The following is a 15,449-nucleotide window of genomic DNA, read 5'->3' as shown; positions in this document are numbered from 1 at the left end:
GCAGTACTCTAACTCTCAGGCTCGAACGGAGGTCGCAGGACGATGTGTCGAAACATCAAGATGCTTTTCAACTTTGATCCACCAGTCACACACGAGGAAGTTCGAGCGGCGTCGCTCCAGTTCGTCCGGAAGATCAGTGGCTTCAATAAGCCATCGAAGGCGAATGAAGAAGCGTTCCTTGCCGCGATCGAGGCCATCTCGAAAGTCTCGACGGACCTCCTGCATACGCTCGAAACAAATTCGCCCCCCAGGAACCGGGCGGAAGAGGCAGCGCGACTGAAAGCTCGCAGCGTGAAGAGATTCGGCGAGCAAAAGACTGCGCAGTAAGGGTTAGGGTGGGAGAAAATAGGTAGTGGTAAGCCCTGTTCACAACAGTAATTGCACCCATGCTCTGCGAGAGCTACATTGTCAGCGTGAAATTCTGTTACGTATTGCTGCTCCTCGTAGCGTGCGCACGCGGTCAGGCGAGCCCAGCCAGTCTCGATGCAGGCTTCGACAAACCCCTGAAAACCGCTGTCGTTGATCTCGGCCCATCTCCGTATTACAAGCCATCTCGGAAGGTCAGAAAAAAGCTCTCGTGCTTCTACTATTCCAAATTTGCTGTGAAGGAATACGACGAGGGTCAGAAAGGGGCGGAGTGGTTGTCGATTGTTTCTTCGTCGAGTGCGCCTTGTGCGCTAGCGCATCGCGCCGATGAGAAGGTGATCGAATCTCAAGAATGGAGCGGGTACTTCTGGGGAGCGAAGGACAATTACGCCATATTCGGGGCTCCAGACGGTACTGATGGAGGATTGCCGTTCGTCGTTTTCGATGTCAACAAGGGACGAAGGATTTGTGAAGACTCTTCAATACTTGATTACTACGAGAAAGCTCTGCACCTTACGGACACTTTCCGCATCAGCAGCGGATCTGAGCATGCTCCTCGGTTAACCTACTTCCGTGTTGTGCGTGCCCAATGCAACTTGAAGCAGAAACCCGCTGAATGCTGGAACAAGGTCAGGCAAGAGTTCGGCATCCCGCAGACCGACATACCTGTTTGTAGCGGCTATGAACGGGCTGACTGGGACTCTGCGGTGGCATATCATGCATCGGTTCTGCTGGTTGAACCTTTGACAATAAGCTCAATCGACGGCCCGGTTTCCTGCTGGCCGACGGATTAAGACCCAAATTACTGGCGATAAATCCCCTTACCACGAGTAATCGGCAATATCTGAGCGGCATCGATTTCCCACATCTCCGAAATCGCGAGGTGGGGGCACCCACTCATCCAACCTCCCTGAAAAAATCCTCCCGCCCTGTCGATCCGCGTCCCTCTCATTCGACCTATTGCCAGAGAGCTGTTAATCTCCCCATCCAGAAAAGGTCAAACCCATGCGATTTATGGTGATCGTCAAAGCCACCCCAGAGTCTGAAAAACCAGGCGCCGTCCCCGATCCGAAGGGGATCGAGGAGATGAACAAGCACATTGATGAGTTGATGGCCGCTGGGGTCCTCGTCGGTTACGACGGCCTTCATCCGTCGTCGAAAGGCGCGCGCGTCAAGTTCTCCGGCTCGAACCGCATCATCACCGACGGGCCGTTCGCCGAGACCAAGGAACTCATCGCCGGCTTCATGATCTTGCGGGTGAACTCCCTCGAAGAGGCCATTGGATGGGTCAAGCGCATGCCCTTCTGCGGTGGAGACGAAGGCGAGGTCGAAATCCGCCAGGTCTTCGAGCCGGAAGATTTTGCCTCCAACTTCAACGAAGAAGAGATCGAGCAAGAAAGGCAAATCCGCGCTCAACTGGCAGAACAGGCGACAAGAAAGTGAAGCCAGCAGCGAACGTCAAGACGCCCGCGCAGTACGTCGCCTCACTACCGGCCGATCGCGCGAAGACCGTCGCGACCGTGCGCGCCTTCGTGAACCAGCACATTCCACGCGGCTACGAGGAGTGCCTCGTCTGGGGCACGATCGGCTGGACGATCCCGCTGTCTCGCTATCCGGACACTTATAACAAGCAACCCATCTGTTACGTCGCGCTGTCGTCGCAGAAAAATTACTTCTCTCTCTACCTGATGGGCGCGTTCTGGAGTGCGAGCCAGCTCGACCAACTGAAAGCAGCGTTCAAAGCGGCAGGGAAGAAGCTCGACATGGGGAAGTGCTGCGTCCACTTCGAGAGGCCAGACGACTTGCCGCTGGAAGCGATTGGCAAACTGATCGCGGCAATTTCGAGCGAGAAGCGGATCGAGATGTACGAGGAATCGCGGCTGAAGACCAAGTCAGGCCAGGCGAAGAAGGCGAAGCAGGACGCCTCCTAGTCGTCACCGCGACGAGTTTCTCGCTCCTATCTAAATAATTCGTGGTGAGAGTTGCGGGCACCGACCTACGCTAATCATTGGAGGCCCATAGTGCGGATAGCAACGTCGTGGTTGACCGGTGCGCTCGTAGTTGGGACTGCGATTTATCTGTTGTTAGCTGGATGGGCGGAGAGTCGCTCAAAACGCGATGAAGATCGCTAAGAAGGGAAGCGCCATCGAACAATCCTTACGCCCGCAGAGTTGCGAAGAACGAGCCGTCAATTCATAGCAGTTGGTAACCGGTACCATCTTGGACCATGGATTCAGCGTTCAGCCGCGGAGGCGTCCAGTTTCTTCGCTGGATAAGCTCGGTTGAAAAAGTAGAAAAGTCCGCCGAGCACGACAAAGACTAACAAGCTAGCCTCTGTTCCGCGAGGTCCCCCGGTGAGCCAATCGGGGCCGTGGTAGCGGATGTCCAGCAAGTGTCCCGGAACCGGTTGACCCTGGTTGCCAGTATTCGGTTCGCCGAAGACGATGATGTCTGCGTAATCGGATGCGGCATGAAATCCGATGGCAAACCAGAGACTGCCGGTGCGCCGCAGAGTGAGGCACCAGAAAATTCCATAGAGCGCAACGCTGGTGGGATCAATCCAATCTTCCTGGGGCTTAAAAAAGAAGTGGATGAAGCCAAAGAGGGCGGAGAGGAAAATCGCCGCCGGCCAGAAGCTGATCGCCTCTGCGAGAGTTTTTTGCGCGTAGCCGCGAAACAGGAACTCTTCCGCGAAACCGACGCCAAGCATCCCCGCGGCCCACACGATCGCGTAGAAGATCAGTTGACCGCCATGCACCGCAAGGCCGTGAAAGGAGCACGCTCCAACGGCAAAAAGCGGAATCAAGATTAGCAGCGACGGAACAAATCCCCAGAGCGCACCTTTGAGCATGAGACGACCAACATCGGCATGGAGTGGAAGTCCATAAGAGGAGAAACGTTCACGGAAGATGAGTGCCAGTATTGCGGCGACGAACGCCGCCAGGGCGAAGTCGAGGAATTCATTGGCGAGTATGGCATTCCATGTGAAAGCACGATCAGGAAAGTGAATCAGTGGAAGCAGTCGGTTGAGGCCTTCGCCGACCAGCCAGTACAGGAACACGAAGAGGCCGAAGCGACCTAAAGCGCGAAGGCGCTGCATGGCGCAGGATTCTACTCCAAACGTTCGCCAAGCCGCCTGTATTCGCAGCATTGGAGATCTGGGGAAATCAGGGAAGCGCGATCTTCGAGCCCGGCCGTTGCCTTCGTGTGGACCATGTACCCGCCTAGGCCGCGCGCCGACCCACCACAATTCCACCTCGCTCACGTCGTCGCAACACCGCTTGCGCGAGTAGTCCTGCCAGCACGAAAGCCAGGGGAGCCAATAACGCCCAGCCGGCAATCATGTGCCACTGGGCCATGACCACGGCACGCGCGGTGGATTCTGGGATATGCGGGAAGCCTTGCAGCAGCGCTGGAGGGTCGAAGACAAACCGTTGTGCGTGGGTGATGCGCTCGCCTAGACGGAGCAATGGAACCAGCAACGCGATTTGAAACGGCAAGGCCGCGTAGTTTCCGAACTGGATGGCCGTCTGCTTCAGTCGCAGCATGCGGGCGAGGATGGCGCACACGATGGTGGTCACGCCGAGCAGGGGGAAGAGGCCGATGGCGAAGCCGAGGGCGACGGTCCAGGCCGTTCTCGAGGTGGACTCGCCAGTATTAGTTGTGAGCGAACGGCTGCGGGCAATCATCAGGTGCTTGGATGCGCCCGGAGGCAGGGCGTGCGCGCCGACGTTCATCCGCGCAAATAGATAGGCGTCCCGGAGCCGTTTCGCATCTTATTTCCTGAGCTGAGGAACCGTTCCAGGCACCCAAGTTTGGGTATAGAATGGCTCCCATCGCGGGGTTCCCATGAGCCGGCTGTCAGCACTTCGGATCACATTGGCAATCGTGGGGGTGCTCTGTGCTTCCATCGTTGCGAATTCGCAGCAACCTACCAACAAGGCTCCGAAGATTACCGACGAGCACCGCGTGATGCTGATCCGCGCCCTCCAGGCCGAACACGCATATACCAAAGTCGCTTTTCCGCAAGGCAAAAAGGGTCTCAAGCTCAAAGACGGAAAGATCAGTCCCGGACCGATGGAGCTGGGCAACCTTGTAGCGCGAGAGGGTGCCGCAGCGAGTACCGGCGATCGCATCCTCATCACCGACATGCGCTTCGAGGGCGACAAGATCGTCTTCGAGATCAACGGCGGTCCGCGCAAAGGGTTGAAGTGGTATCAGCATATCTCCGTGGTCGGCATGGGTGGTGAAGTGCCTATTGGGCAACCCAATGGCCAGGCGCTGACTTCGCAGGGCTCGGTGGTGGTCCTTGAATTCCACGACTACATTCCCGACGTCACGCCCGATCAGGTGAAAGAAATGCTCTCGCCGATCTTCGACTTCACTTCGATGACCGTGGCGGAAGCCTACGCCAAGAAACTGCCGCCCAAGGTCCAGGCAGCCATCACGAACCATGAAGTGCTGGTCGGCATGGACAAGGACATGGTCCAGTTCTCACTGGGACGTCCCCCGAAGCGCTATCGCGACAAAGATGACCAGGGGCGCGATTACGAAGAGTGGATCTACGGCACGCCGCCGGAAGAAGTGAAGTTCGTTCGCTTTATCGGACCGACTGTCGCCATGCTCACGGTGATGAAGGTCACCGGCGAGAAGGTAGTAAAGACCGAACCCGAAGTCGAGCTCGCCGCGAAAGAGACCGAGCAACCGCAAACCGTGGCGGAAGGTGAAGGGAAGCGCGGCAAGAAGCCCACGCTACTCGCGCCGGGTGAACACCCAGAAGACCCCCGCCCGGGCGCAGGCACATCCAACGATCCGAGAGACACCGGCAAGACCGGAGCCCCAGTGCCCGGAGGCCCGCCAGCAGAGCCTCCGGATACAACTCCGCCTCCGCACTACGCATCCAACGGCCATTGATCCAGAGACACATCTGGAATTTTCTGTGTGAGACAATGCTGTCCCCGCGTGAGGGGACTTTCGCACGTACTGCGCTTTGCTGAAGCGGCACCATCCTGGGAAATCCGTACAAACATTCCCAAGTACATTCTTGGAGCGACCATGAGCCGAGTTCCCGAAATTATTCGGAAGCACGAAACTGACATCCTGCAAAACTGGATGAAAGAGATGTCGACCGCCACGCGGCGGACCGACCTGATGAACGACCGCGATCTGCTGAGCCAGTCGAGCGTGTTGCTTTCGCTGCTCGTGGAGGGCATGCGCAGCGGGAGCGTCAACGAAGTCCGCGGACAAGAATGGTCGCGTTTGCGCGATCAACTGGCAGAGATCTCGAGAGCGCGCGCACAGCAGGGGTTTTCTCCCTCGGAAGTTGCGGCCTATGTGCTGTCTCTGAAAAGGCCGATTTTCTCGGTGCTGCGAGCGGAACTCACAAATCCCCAGGAGCTGGCCGATGAGAGCTGGGGTATCGGCGAGCTCATCGACCGTCTCGGGATTTATACGACTGAGATCTTCCAGAAGTCGCGGGAGGAAGTCATCGCCCGCCAGCAACAGGAAATGCTTGAGCTTTCCACGCCGGTCGTGAAGTTGTGGGACGGTGTGCTGGCGCTGCCGCTCATCGGCACGCTCGATAGCGCCCGCACCCAGATCGTGATGGAGTCGCTGCTACAGCGCATTGTCGAAACTGGTTCCGAGGTTGCAATCATTGATATTACCGGCGTACCCACGGTGGACACGCTAGTGGCGCAGCATTTGATCAAGACCGTAACCGCGGCGCGGTTGATGGGCGCCGACTGCATCATCAGCGGCATTCGTCCGCAGACGGCACAGACCATCGTGCATCTTGGCGTGGACCTCGCGGACGTTGCCACCAAGGCGACGCTGGCCGACGCTTTCCGAGTCGCACTGGCGCGCACCGGGAACTCGATCGGCACCTTCGGCAAGAAAAAGAAGAACGGGAAAAGGGCGTAGGAGCCACGCATGGAACGCATACCGATTCTCCGCATGGGGGAGTTCCTGCTGGTCACCATCCAGGTGGACATGCACGACCGCCTGGCGATGCAGCTGCAAGACGACCTCACCAACAAAATCGTTCAACACAGTGCCCGCGGCGTGCTGATTGACATCTCCGCGTTGGAGATTGTGGACTCGTTTATCGGCCGGATGCTCGGCAATATCGCCGCCATGTCGCGCGTGCTCGATGCGGCGACGGTGGTCGTCGGCATGCAACCGGCGGTGGCCATCACCCTCGTGGAACTGGGATTGTCCCTGCCTGGAGTGCGCGCTGCCCTCAACGTGGAGCGCGGCATGGAGTTGATCCGCCGCGAAGTGCGTGAGATGTCGGGCGAAGGCGACGAGGACGAGCACGACAGCGAAGAAGATGAAGTGGACGCCGAGGCCGGAGAGTAAGAGATGCCCGTCGTCAAAACAGAGCACTTGGGGATACAGACTGCCACCGATGTCGTGGTAGCGCGGCAGGCAGTGCGCTCGGCGGCGATGGCGTTGGGCTTCAGCCTGGTGGACCAGACTAAGATCGTCACCGCAGCCAGCGAACTCGCCCGCAATACCCTCGATTACGGCGGGGGCGGCACCGTCAGCGTCATCCAGATTGAAGAAAATCCGCGCAAGGGCCTGCGGTTGATCTTCGATGACCAGGGTCCGGGTATCCCCGACGTGCAATTGGCGCTCAAAGATGGATATACGACGGGTGGCGGCTTGGGATTGGGACTAGGAGGCGCGCGACGCCTGGTCAACGATTTCGAGATTGAGTCTGCTCCCGGCAAAGGTACGCGAATAACGATCACCCGATGGAAATGAGCTCCCCATACTTCGTCCCAATAGTTGTGCAGGAAGAAACGCAACCTGGGTTGGCGCGTCGTGAAGCGGCGCGCCTGGCCGCGTTGGAAGGCATGCAGGAAAGCGACGTTGGGCGGGCCTCCATCGTAGTGACAGAAGCGGCCAAGAACCTCGTCAAGCATGGCCATGGCGGAGAGATGCTGCTGCGCGGTTCGCGCTCCGCGGATAGCGCCACCCTCGACGTGCTCGCACTCGATAAGGGCAAAGGCATGCAGGATGTGGAGGCGTGCATGCGTGACGGGTTTTCCACGAGCGGAACTCCGGGTACCGGCATGGGCGCCATGCAGCGCATGTCCGATCTGTTCGAAATCTACTCTGTCCCAGGCTCGGGGACCGTGGTGCATTGCCGCATCGCGGCCGGCAAGAAGCCGCAGGATTCCCGCAATTCGCGCATGGATACCGGCGTGGTGATGGTGCCGTACCCGGGCGAAACCCGGTGTGGAGATGGCTGGGCCGAACGTCATACCAATACCCATTCCATTTACATGATCGTGGATGGCCTCGGTCACGGTCCCGGCGCTGCAGAAGCGGCGGACGAGGCCTTGGCTGCGTTTGGCCGAGTGGAATCGGTAAGCGCGATCGACATTCTCGAAGAAGCGCATTTCGCATTACGGAAAACCCGCGGCGCAGCCATGAGTGTTGCTTCCATCGACCGCTACAAGCGGAAGCTGCAGTTCGCCGGTGTAGGCAATGTGAGCGGTTCCGTGATTACCCCGTCGAAATCCCAGAGCATGGTTTCGCATAGCGGGATCATTGGGCATACGATGGCGCGGATGCAGGACTTCATGTATGAATGGCCGGCCGGGGCGACGCTGCTGATGTTCAGTGACGGCATCTCGACGCAGGCAAACCTGTTGAAGTATCCCGGGTTGCTGTCGCGCTCTCCGTTACTGGGAGCGGCAGTAATTTACCGCGACTTCACCCGCCATCGCGATGACGCGACGGTACTGATCTCGCGCGAGAGAGTAGAGAGGAACTAGCTGTGTCCACACGCCTCTATTCGTTGCCACTGCATCATGAAGACGATGTCGTCCAGGCGCGGCAGATCGCGCGTGAGATCGGTACCCTGCTCAACTTCGACCCGCAGGACCAGGTTCGGATTGCGACGGCGACCTCCGAATTGGCGCGCAATGCGTTTCGCTATGCCGGCGGAGGCGAAGTCTACTTCGACCTGGCGCCCGGCCTCGGACACCTCGACCAGCCGCAGAGCCTGGTTGTGGAAGTTGTTGACCAGGGCCCGGGGATCGAGGACTTGCAGCGTATTCTGCGTGGGCGTTATGTATTGAATACCGGCCTCGGCATGGGACTGATCGGTACGCGCAGACTCATGGACGAGTTTGATATCGAGTCCACACCGGGAAAAGGCACGCGGGTACGCGTGTCGAAGCGATTATCAGCGCGCCGCCTGTTTAAAGAAGCCGAAGTCCGCGCGGTTCTAGATAAGCTGAAATCGGAAAAGCCGAAGAACCTGCTCAACGAACTGGAAGAGCAGAACCGCGAACTGATGGCTGCGATGGAACAGTTGCGCCAGAAGAACGCGGAGCTCGACCATCTGAACCACGAACTCGACGACACCAATCGTGGCGTGGTGGCGCTCTATGCCGAGCTCGATGAGCGCGCCGGCTTCCTGCAGCGCACCTCGGAACTTAAGACGCGCTTCCTGTCGAACATGAGCCACGAGTTCCGCACCCCGCTGAACTCCATCATCAGCTTGAGCCAGCTGCTGCTCGACCGCGTGGACGGCGACCTTGGCAGCGAACAGGAGAAGCAGGTCACCTACATTCGTCGTTCGGCAGACACGCTGCTGGAACTAGTGAACGATCTCCTTGATCTCGCGAAGATTGAAGCGGGCAAAGTGACGGTGTACCCGAACGAATTCCGCGTGAACGCGCTCTTCGGCGCCTTGCGCGGCATGCTGCGGCCGCTGCTCACGAACCCGGAAGTCTCGTTGACCTTTGAAGACGCGCCGGAGATCGGCGTGCTCTGGACCGACGAGAGCAAGGTCTCCCAGATCCTGCGCAACTTCATCTCGAATGCGCTGAAGTTCACGCAGGGCGGGGAAGTCGCAGTCACGGCACGATTGGGTCAGCACGATACCGTGATCTTCTCAGTGCGTGATAGCGGTATCGGAATCGCGAAATCTGACCAGGTACGCGTCTTCGAGGAGTTCACGCAGATTGAAAACGCGCTGCAGCGCCGGAACAAGGGCACCGGACTCGGGCTGCCGCTCACCAAGAAGTTCGCCGAACTACTAGGCGGGAGCGTATCTCTGGAGAGTGAGACGGGCAAAGGCTCGGTGTTTTCCGCAATCATTCCGCGGGTCTACTCCGATTCGATGGAGAAGCTGCACGAATCGGGTACAGCTGCGGCTTCGGCGCTGCGGGAGGCATCTCCTTTAGTACTGATAATCGACGATGAAGAGATATCGCGATACGTTCTCCGAAACCTGTTACGTGCATCGAACTTTAGAGTGATGGAAGCGACAGGTGGAGAATCGGGGCTGCAGTTGGCGGAGAGCCGTCGTCCTGCGGCGATCTTCCTGGACTTGATTATGCCCGGCATGCTGGGAGAAGAGACCCTGCAGCAGCTGAAGGCAAATCCGACGACAGCGCCGATTCCCGTCATCATCCACACCTCGAAAGCACTGGACGACGACGAGCGAGAAAGACTCCTGATGAACGCGGTGGCAATCATCTCCAAAGAGAGTTCTTCGCGGGACGACTCGCTGCGCGCAATTTATGATGCGATGGCAAAAGCAGGCCTGGACATGATCGCCGGTCGGCGGGAGGTATAGTTGCAGGAAGCCGCAACCATCCTTCTCGTTGACGACACCGACGCGCAGCGCTACGCGCTCAGCCGGGTGCTCCGGACCGGTGGGTACAGGGTGGAAGAAGCCACCAGCGGAGAAGAGGCGCTGCAGAAAGCATCGGCGCGCCCTGATCTCATCCTGCTCGATGTCGGCCTCCCCGATCTGGATGGCTACGAGGTCTGTCGCCGCATCAAGAGCGATCCGGCAACACGTTCCATTCCAATCCTGCAGATGTCCGCATCGTATGTTTCGCCCCGCCACAAAGTGATGGGCCTGGAAGGCGGAGCGGACGGATACCTCACGCCTCCGCTGGAAGGCCCTGAGTTGTTGGCGAATGTGAGGGCGATGCTGCGGATGCGCGCCGCCGAAGACCGCGCCGCGCGGCAAACGTCAGAGATTGAAGCAGCGCGGGCGGAACTTCATGCGGTGCTGCACAGTCTCGCGGAAGGCTTGTTGCGCATGGACCGCGACGGATGCATCTGTTACGCGAACAGCGCAGCGGAGCGGTTGCTGGGTTATCCGAGCGAGACCATCCGCGGTTTCCGCTTTCACGACCTGGTGCACCGCAATTTGTCGTCATGCGCAAAGCAATCGTGCCCGGTTGCGAAGTTTTCCGGAGATCTGAAGGGAACGCTGGAGTCGGTTTTTGTCCGAAAAGACGGATACCCGCTGACCATCGAATACACGGCATCGCCGTATGCAGTCGGCGGTGAGGTCGAAGGCGTCGTCGTATCGTTCCGCGACATCGGTGAACGCAAGCGTTCAGAAGAAGCACTGCGCGCGACCGAGAAGCTGGCGAGCACCGGCCGCATGGCTGCGACCATCGCGCACGAGATCAATAATCCGCTGGAGGCGATTACCAACCTCGTTTACCTGATCAGCGTATCGCCCAGCCTCGACAACGACACGCGGCGCTACGTGGACATGGCGCAGGCGGAACTGTCGCGCGTGACCCACATCTCGAAGCAGACGCTCGGGTTTTATCGGCAGTCGAGCAACGCCGGCGAATTCAGCCTTTCCGACGTCGCCGAAGGCGTGCTGGGTGTGATGGAGCGCAAACTGAAGGCCGCCGAAATTGAAGTGGTCCGTCGCTACCAGGCGAAGATCATGCTGCGAGGCCACGCCGGCGAAATGCGGCAGGTGATCTCGAACTTGATTCTCAACGCAATGGAGGCGGTCGGCACCAAGGGGAGAATCTGGCTGCACATCCATAAAGGCCGCGACTGGCGAAACGGGCGCGAGGGTGTGCGCTTCATGATCAGCGACACCGGTTCGGGCATTCCCCGCAACAAGCTCAAGCAGATCTTCGAGCCGTTCTTCACCACCAAGCAGGAGAAGGGAACCGGCCTGGGGCTGTGGGTGTCGAACGGGATCGTGCACAAGCATGGCGGCTATATGCGGGTGCGCTCGTCGCAATCTGGCGCAGGTCACGGGACCTGCTTCTCCATCTTCCTGCCTCTGGTGAATCCGCACGCGTAGTTGCGCGGTCGCGCGCGGCGTGCGAGATTGAGAGACCGTGCCAAGTTTCACATTCGTGATCGGAAAAGGCGGCGTCGGCAAGACGACCGTAGCGGCGTCGCTTGCGCTGCACACGGCGAACACACACCCGCGCGCGAAGACGCTGCTGCTCTCGACCGATCCTGCACACTCGCTCGCCGATGTGCTTGAAACCAAGCTCGGCGATACTCCAAAAAAACTGAAAGCCAAAGGTGCGTTGTACGCCCGGGAACTCGATGCCTCGGCGGCAGTCGAAGAGTTTCTCGCCGCGCAGCGTGAAGGCATTCTACGTATCCTTGAGAGCGGATCTTTGTTCACGCGCGACGAGATCGCGCCACTGCTCGACAGCGCTCTGCCCGGAATGGCGGAAGTCGCGGCGCTGCTGGCGATCCACGACCTGCTCGAATCCGATTACGACGAAGTGATCGTAGATACGGCGCCCATGGGCCACACCCTGCGCCTATTCGAACTCCCAGCGCACCTGGAGCGCTTCTTGCACTTACTGGAAGTCTCCGCCGGTCGCGATGCAGTGCTGGCAGCCCACTTCGGCGGAAGCGTAAGCGAGAACCAGTACGTCGCGCGCTGGCAGGAAATGGTGCGAAAAGTGGCGCAGTCGCTGGATCACGAACACGCGCGATTGCTCCTGGTGACGTCGTCGGAAAAGTTTTCGTTGAATGAGGCCATTCGCGCGCGGGAGCAGCTTCAGCGAGCGCCGGTTCCGATGGAGATCGCAGAGATCGTGCTGAACCGAGCTGTAACTGCGGTTTCCGGCTGCAAGCGATGTACAACGGCGGCGAAGAAAACGGTGGCAGCGAGACGGTTTCTCGCGAAGGAATTCAAGCGCGTACCGCTGCGGACAGGCGAAGACCCAGGCAGCCCAATCGCAGGCGTCGACGCGCTGACGGCATTCGGCAAGCATGTATTCGAGGGAAGGGCGCTGCGGCTAAAGCAGTCGAAGCCCGTGCGCGAAAAGGCACTCGATATCGAAGAAGCGCAGTGGCCCGTACTCAACACCCCGCTGACTCTCACGCTAGGCAAAGGCGGTGTCGGCAAGACGACCATCTCTGCGGCAATGGCCTTTCACGCCCGTGCAAAAAATGCGAAGGAAGCAGTGTGCATCTGCTCAATCGATCCCGCGCCGTCACTCGATGACGTCTTCCAAACCGAAGTCACGAACCAACTAGCTCCGGTGTTAGACGACGCCAAACTCTTCGCTGCGGAAATCGATGCAGTTGGGGAGTATCAGCGCTGGGCGGAAGAGATGCGCGCAAGGGTCGAAGACGCTACTTCGACCGAAGTCCGCGGCGTGCATCTCGATCTCAGCTTCGAGCGCGACCTCTTCCTGGCAATTCTCGACGTGGTGCCGCCCGGCGTGGACGAACTCTTCGCGACCTTTCGCATCCTCGACCTCGTAGAACGCGGCGGTCGGGTGCAGATTGACATGGCGCCCACCGGCCACGCCTTGGAAGTATTGCGCACCCCGGCACGGCTATTGGGTTGGGCGCGGGTTTTGTTGAAAACCCTCGCGCACCACCGTACACTACCCCTCGCGCGCGATGCGGCCGTGGAGATTGCGACAGTCTCGCAACGAGTGCGCGAACTTTCGACAACGCTCAGCGATTCCAAACGCAGTCAGGTGTGGGTGGTCATGCTGGCAGAACCGCTGCCGGACCGGGAGACGCGTCGCTTGCTGTGCGATTTGCAGGAATTGAAAGCGCCGGTGGCGGGAGTTTTCGTCAACCGCGTCTTGATGGACGAGACCCACTGCCCGCGCTGTAGCCGCGCACAGGCGTGGCAGCGGCAAACGCTGGCGAAGATGAAAGACGGCGCTTTCCCGGTATTTGTCGTGCCGGAGATGCCAGAGGAAATCGCAGGAGCGCGCGGGCTGCAACGGTTCACCAAATCTCTATGGCGACTGCAATAAAGAAGAAGTCAGCGAAGAAGACAGCGAAGCAACCGGCGGGAGCGCTCTATCTCTACGGCATTTCGCTGCCCGCGAAGAAGTCCGTCGACATTCGCGCCGAGGCCGTGGACGGCAACGCTGCCGTCGAGTCCATTCGATTGGGCGGCTTCGACGCATGGATTAGCCGCGTAGATCGCAGCGAATACGCAGACCGTCTGGCTGAGAACATGGAGAACCTCGAGTGGCTGGCCACGATCGGCGTCCGCCATCAGCGCGCTGTCGGCGATTTAGCGTCGAAGGTCGAAATTCTGCCGGCACGCTTCGGCACGGTTTTCCTCAGCGAAGCATCGTTGCAAGAGCATATCGCGGGCCAGAAGAAGAGCATCCAATCGGTGTTCAAGAAGATTGCCGGCGCCGAAGAGTGGGGCATCAAGATCTTCCGCACGGCGACGCCAAAAGCTCCCGCAATGATCGAAGCCAGCAGCGGTACCGACTACCTGAAGCGCAAAGCCCAGACCGTCATGCCCCGTAAGAAGGAAGAAGATCCATCTTTGGCCGAGTTCGTGGAAGCTCTCAGCAAGGCCAGTGCCGACACCGCTGCCGGAGGCAAAGCCAGTGCGGGCCAGCCCAGCTTGGTGTGGCACGGATCGTTCCTCGTGAAGCGCACCGCGCAGAAGAAATTCGCGGCGGCGTTAAAGAAGTCCACCGCCAAGCTCGCGAACAACTATCGCGTAGAGTGTTCGGGCCCCTGGCCGCCGTATTCGTTTGTGGGGCAGCATGACTGAGTCCGATACCGGGGTAATGATCTTCGGCGGCGAAGGTGGCGATGAGGTCTCGCTGCTCGAGATCCTCGACCACGTGCTCAATTCGGGCGTCGTGATTCACGGGACTATCATTATTTCGTTGGCGGGAGTGGACTTGATCTACCTTGGCTTGAATGTCATCCTGACCGGCATCGAGACGGTACGCCGATCGAACGAAAACAAATCGCTCCAGCAGCCGAAGTCCGTCGCCCGGCCATGCGAGGGCCGGTAGATCAAATGCCGATCCTTGCCTATTGCGTTTCGCTCGCCCACCACTTTCTGGACGCTCCCACTTCCGCCGTTGGCCAGGGCATGGTCTATGAAGTGGAAGACCTCGGCCTGCGCGCCTGGTACTCCGAGGTAGAAGAAGACACCTTCTCCGGTGCTGAACACGTGACCAAGGCCGCTCTCGAGTTCCATCACTTCGTATCGGCGGTCTTTCGTGAAGGGACGGTGCTGCCATTCCGTTTTCCTACCATCCTCGAATCAATCGACGACCTACGCACTCATCTTGAAGACAAGACCAGTTGGTACACGGATGCATTGCGCCAGAGCGAAGGGCTGGTGCAGTTCGAAGTGCGGATCGTCAGCAAAATCAAGCTCCCTCCCGACCCGGAGTCGGGTAGGGAGTACCTCGAAGCGCGGAAGGCCCTGAAAGAACGGACCACCGCAGCGGTATCACGGCTCGTCCAAGGCCTGGACGATTACTTGCGCGATCACCACGTTAAAGACACTCAGCAGGGAACCAGGGTTTACCTCCTCGTGGAACGGGGCCGGATCGCTGAATTCCGCAACGCCGCCGGGCAGATCGCCATTCCGGCTGGCTTCGAAGTGCGTCTTACTGGCCCCTGGCCGCCGACCGAGTTCGTTCCCACCCAGGAGGGCGAAGGATGAGCGACCAGCCTGTCCAGGTCACCCCGGCGGAGATTGCCGAGGCCGTCGCCGACCTCAAGCGGCAGCTCAACGCGGTAGCCGGCGGCTCGACCGAGCGCATTGATTGCAACCCTGAAACCGTCGAACAGGGGCTGGCAAAGCTGGTTTTGGGGCTTATTGAGCTGATCCGGCGGCTTTTGGAGCGGCAGGCCATCCGACGTATGGAAGGCGGCAGCCTCAACGACGAACAGGTCGAGAACATGGGTCTGGCCTTGATGAAGCTGGAACAGAAGGTCCACCAGCTTGCTGGGGAGTTCGGGCTGACGCCCAAGGACCTGAACCTCGACCTTGGCCCCCTTGGGAAACTGCTCGACGAATAATCGCCAACTCC

General features: G+C 59.3%; 18 protein-coding genes. 16 read left to right on the top strand and 2 right to left on the bottom strand.

Annotated features, from left to right (window positions below; all coding sequences use genetic code 11):
- Nucleotides 1-42 precede the first annotated feature (42 nt).
- The 4 genes from ACID345_RS12490 to ACID345_RS12475 all read left to right on the top strand — a co-directional run bounded on the left by ACID345_RS12490 (nt 43) and on the right by ACID345_RS12475 (nt 2,297).
- Entirely contained in the window at nt 43-327 is a 285-nt protein-coding gene (locus tag ACID345_RS12490; RefSeq protein WP_011523225.1) for a DUF2277 domain-containing protein, read from the top strand.
- A 59-nt stretch (nt 328-386) separates the two neighbouring features.
- The gene (locus ACID345_RS25520) at nt 387-1,160 is read left to right on the top strand and encodes a hypothetical protein (RefSeq protein ID WP_011523224.1); all 774 of its coding nucleotides are present in this window, start codon (nt 387-389) and stop codon (nt 1,158-1,160) included.
- A 211-nt stretch (nt 1,161-1,371) separates the two neighbouring features.
- Nucleotides 1,372-1,809, top strand: coding sequence for a YciI family protein (locus ACID345_RS12480; RefSeq protein ID WP_011523223.1), 438 nt, complete (start codon nt 1,372-1,374; stop codon nt 1,807-1,809).
- Nucleotides 1,806-2,297 carry a DUF1801 domain-containing protein gene (locus ACID345_RS12475; RefSeq protein WP_011523222.1) on the top strand — a complete coding sequence of 164 codons (492 nt, stop codon included), beginning with the start codon at nt 1,806-1,808 and terminating at the stop codon, nt 2,295-2,297. Before ACID345_RS12480 ends, ACID345_RS12475 begins: the two co-directional genes overlap by 4 nt.
- Nucleotides 2,298-2,599: 302 nt before the next feature.
- Here the strand turns inward: ACID345_RS12475 and ACID345_RS25515 are convergent, their stop codons facing one another.
- A complete protein-coding gene (locus tag ACID345_RS25515; protein WP_049761885.1) occupies nt 2,600-3,466 on the bottom strand; it encodes a CPBP family intramembrane glutamic endopeptidase in 867 nt (288 codons plus the stop codon).
- 124 nt (nt 3,467-3,590) lie between these two features.
- Complete coding sequence (locus ACID345_RS25510) at nt 3,591-4,055, bottom strand: DUF2062 domain-containing protein (protein ID WP_187148820.1); 465 nt, start codon at nt 4,053-4,055, stop codon at nt 3,591-3,593.
- A gap of 160 nt (nt 4,056-4,215) precedes the next feature.
- On the opposite strand from ACID345_RS25510, the gene ACID345_RS12460 reads away from it, so the two are divergent.
- The 12 genes from ACID345_RS12460 (at nt 4,216) to ACID345_RS12405 (ending at nt 15,438) form a co-directional block, all read left to right on the top strand.
- Nucleotides 4,216-5,280 carry a hypothetical protein gene (locus ACID345_RS12460; RefSeq protein WP_011523219.1) on the top strand — a complete coding sequence of 355 codons (1,065 nt, stop codon included), beginning with the start codon at nt 4,216-4,218 and terminating at the stop codon, nt 5,278-5,280.
- A 141-nt stretch (nt 5,281-5,421) separates the two neighbouring features.
- Nucleotides 5,422-6,288, top strand: coding sequence for an STAS domain-containing protein (locus ACID345_RS12455; RefSeq protein ID WP_011523218.1), 867 nt, complete (start codon nt 5,422-5,424; stop codon nt 6,286-6,288).
- A gap of 9 nt (nt 6,289-6,297) precedes the next feature.
- Nucleotides 6,298-6,726 (top strand): STAS domain-containing protein, encoded by a 429-nt coding sequence (locus ACID345_RS12450; RefSeq protein ID WP_011523217.1) that lies wholly within the window; start codon nt 6,298-6,300, stop codon nt 6,724-6,726.
- A gap of 3 nt (nt 6,727-6,729) precedes the next feature.
- On the top strand, nt 6,730-7,134 hold the full coding sequence (locus ACID345_RS12445) for an anti-sigma regulatory factor (RefSeq protein WP_011523216.1): 405 nt from the start codon (nt 6,730-6,732) through the stop codon (nt 7,132-7,134).
- Nucleotides 7,125-8,153, top strand: a complete 1,029-nt coding sequence (locus tag ACID345_RS12440) for an ATP-binding SpoIIE family protein phosphatase (RefSeq protein ID WP_011523215.1) — start codon at nt 7,125-7,127, stop codon at nt 8,151-8,153. The genes ACID345_RS12445 and ACID345_RS12440 overlap by 10 nt, the downstream gene beginning before the upstream one ends.
- A gap of 2 nt (nt 8,154-8,155) precedes the next feature.
- Nucleotides 8,156-9,967: an ATP-binding protein gene (locus tag ACID345_RS12435; RefSeq protein WP_011523214.1), complete on the top strand. Its 1,812-nt coding sequence runs from the start codon at nt 8,156-8,158 to the stop codon at nt 9,965-9,967.
- Nucleotides 9,968-11,461: an ATP-binding response regulator gene (locus ACID345_RS12430; RefSeq protein ID WP_011523213.1), complete on the top strand. Its 1,494-nt coding sequence runs from the start codon at nt 9,968-9,970 to the stop codon at nt 11,459-11,461.
- A gap of 37 nt (nt 11,462-11,498) precedes the next feature.
- On the top strand, nt 11,499-13,403 hold the full coding sequence (locus tag ACID345_RS12425; RefSeq protein WP_011523212.1) for an ArsA family ATPase: 1,905 nt from the start codon (nt 11,499-11,501) through the stop codon (nt 13,401-13,403).
- Nucleotides 13,388-14,167, top strand: coding sequence for a GvpL/GvpF family gas vesicle protein (locus ACID345_RS12420; RefSeq protein WP_011523211.1), 780 nt, complete (start codon nt 13,388-13,390; stop codon nt 14,165-14,167). Before ACID345_RS12425 ends, ACID345_RS12420 begins: the two co-directional genes overlap by 16 nt.
- A complete protein-coding gene (locus ACID345_RS12415) occupies nt 14,160-14,417 on the top strand; it encodes a gas vesicle protein (RefSeq protein ID WP_011523210.1) in 258 nt (85 codons plus the stop codon). The genes ACID345_RS12420 and ACID345_RS12415 overlap by 8 nt, the downstream gene beginning before the upstream one ends.
- Nucleotides 14,418-14,422: 5 nt before the next feature.
- Nucleotides 14,423-15,079, top strand: coding sequence for a GvpL/GvpF family gas vesicle protein (locus tag ACID345_RS12410; protein WP_011523209.1), 657 nt, complete (start codon nt 14,423-14,425; stop codon nt 15,077-15,079).
- A complete protein-coding gene (locus ACID345_RS12405; protein ID WP_011523208.1) occupies nt 15,076-15,438 on the top strand; it encodes a gas vesicle protein K in 363 nt (120 codons plus the stop codon). Before ACID345_RS12410 ends, ACID345_RS12405 begins: the two co-directional genes overlap by 4 nt.
- The last annotated feature ends 11 nt before the right edge of the window (nt 15,439-15,449 follow it).

The sequence above is a fragment of the Candidatus Koribacter versatilis Ellin345 genome (assembly GCF_000014005.1).
In the GTDB taxonomy this organism is placed as follows: Bacteria; Acidobacteriota; Terriglobia; order Terriglobales; family Acidobacteriaceae; genus Korobacter; species Korobacter versatilis_A.
Note: the sequence above shows the minus strand (reverse complement) of the source record. Positions and strands in the feature narration are given on the sequence as shown.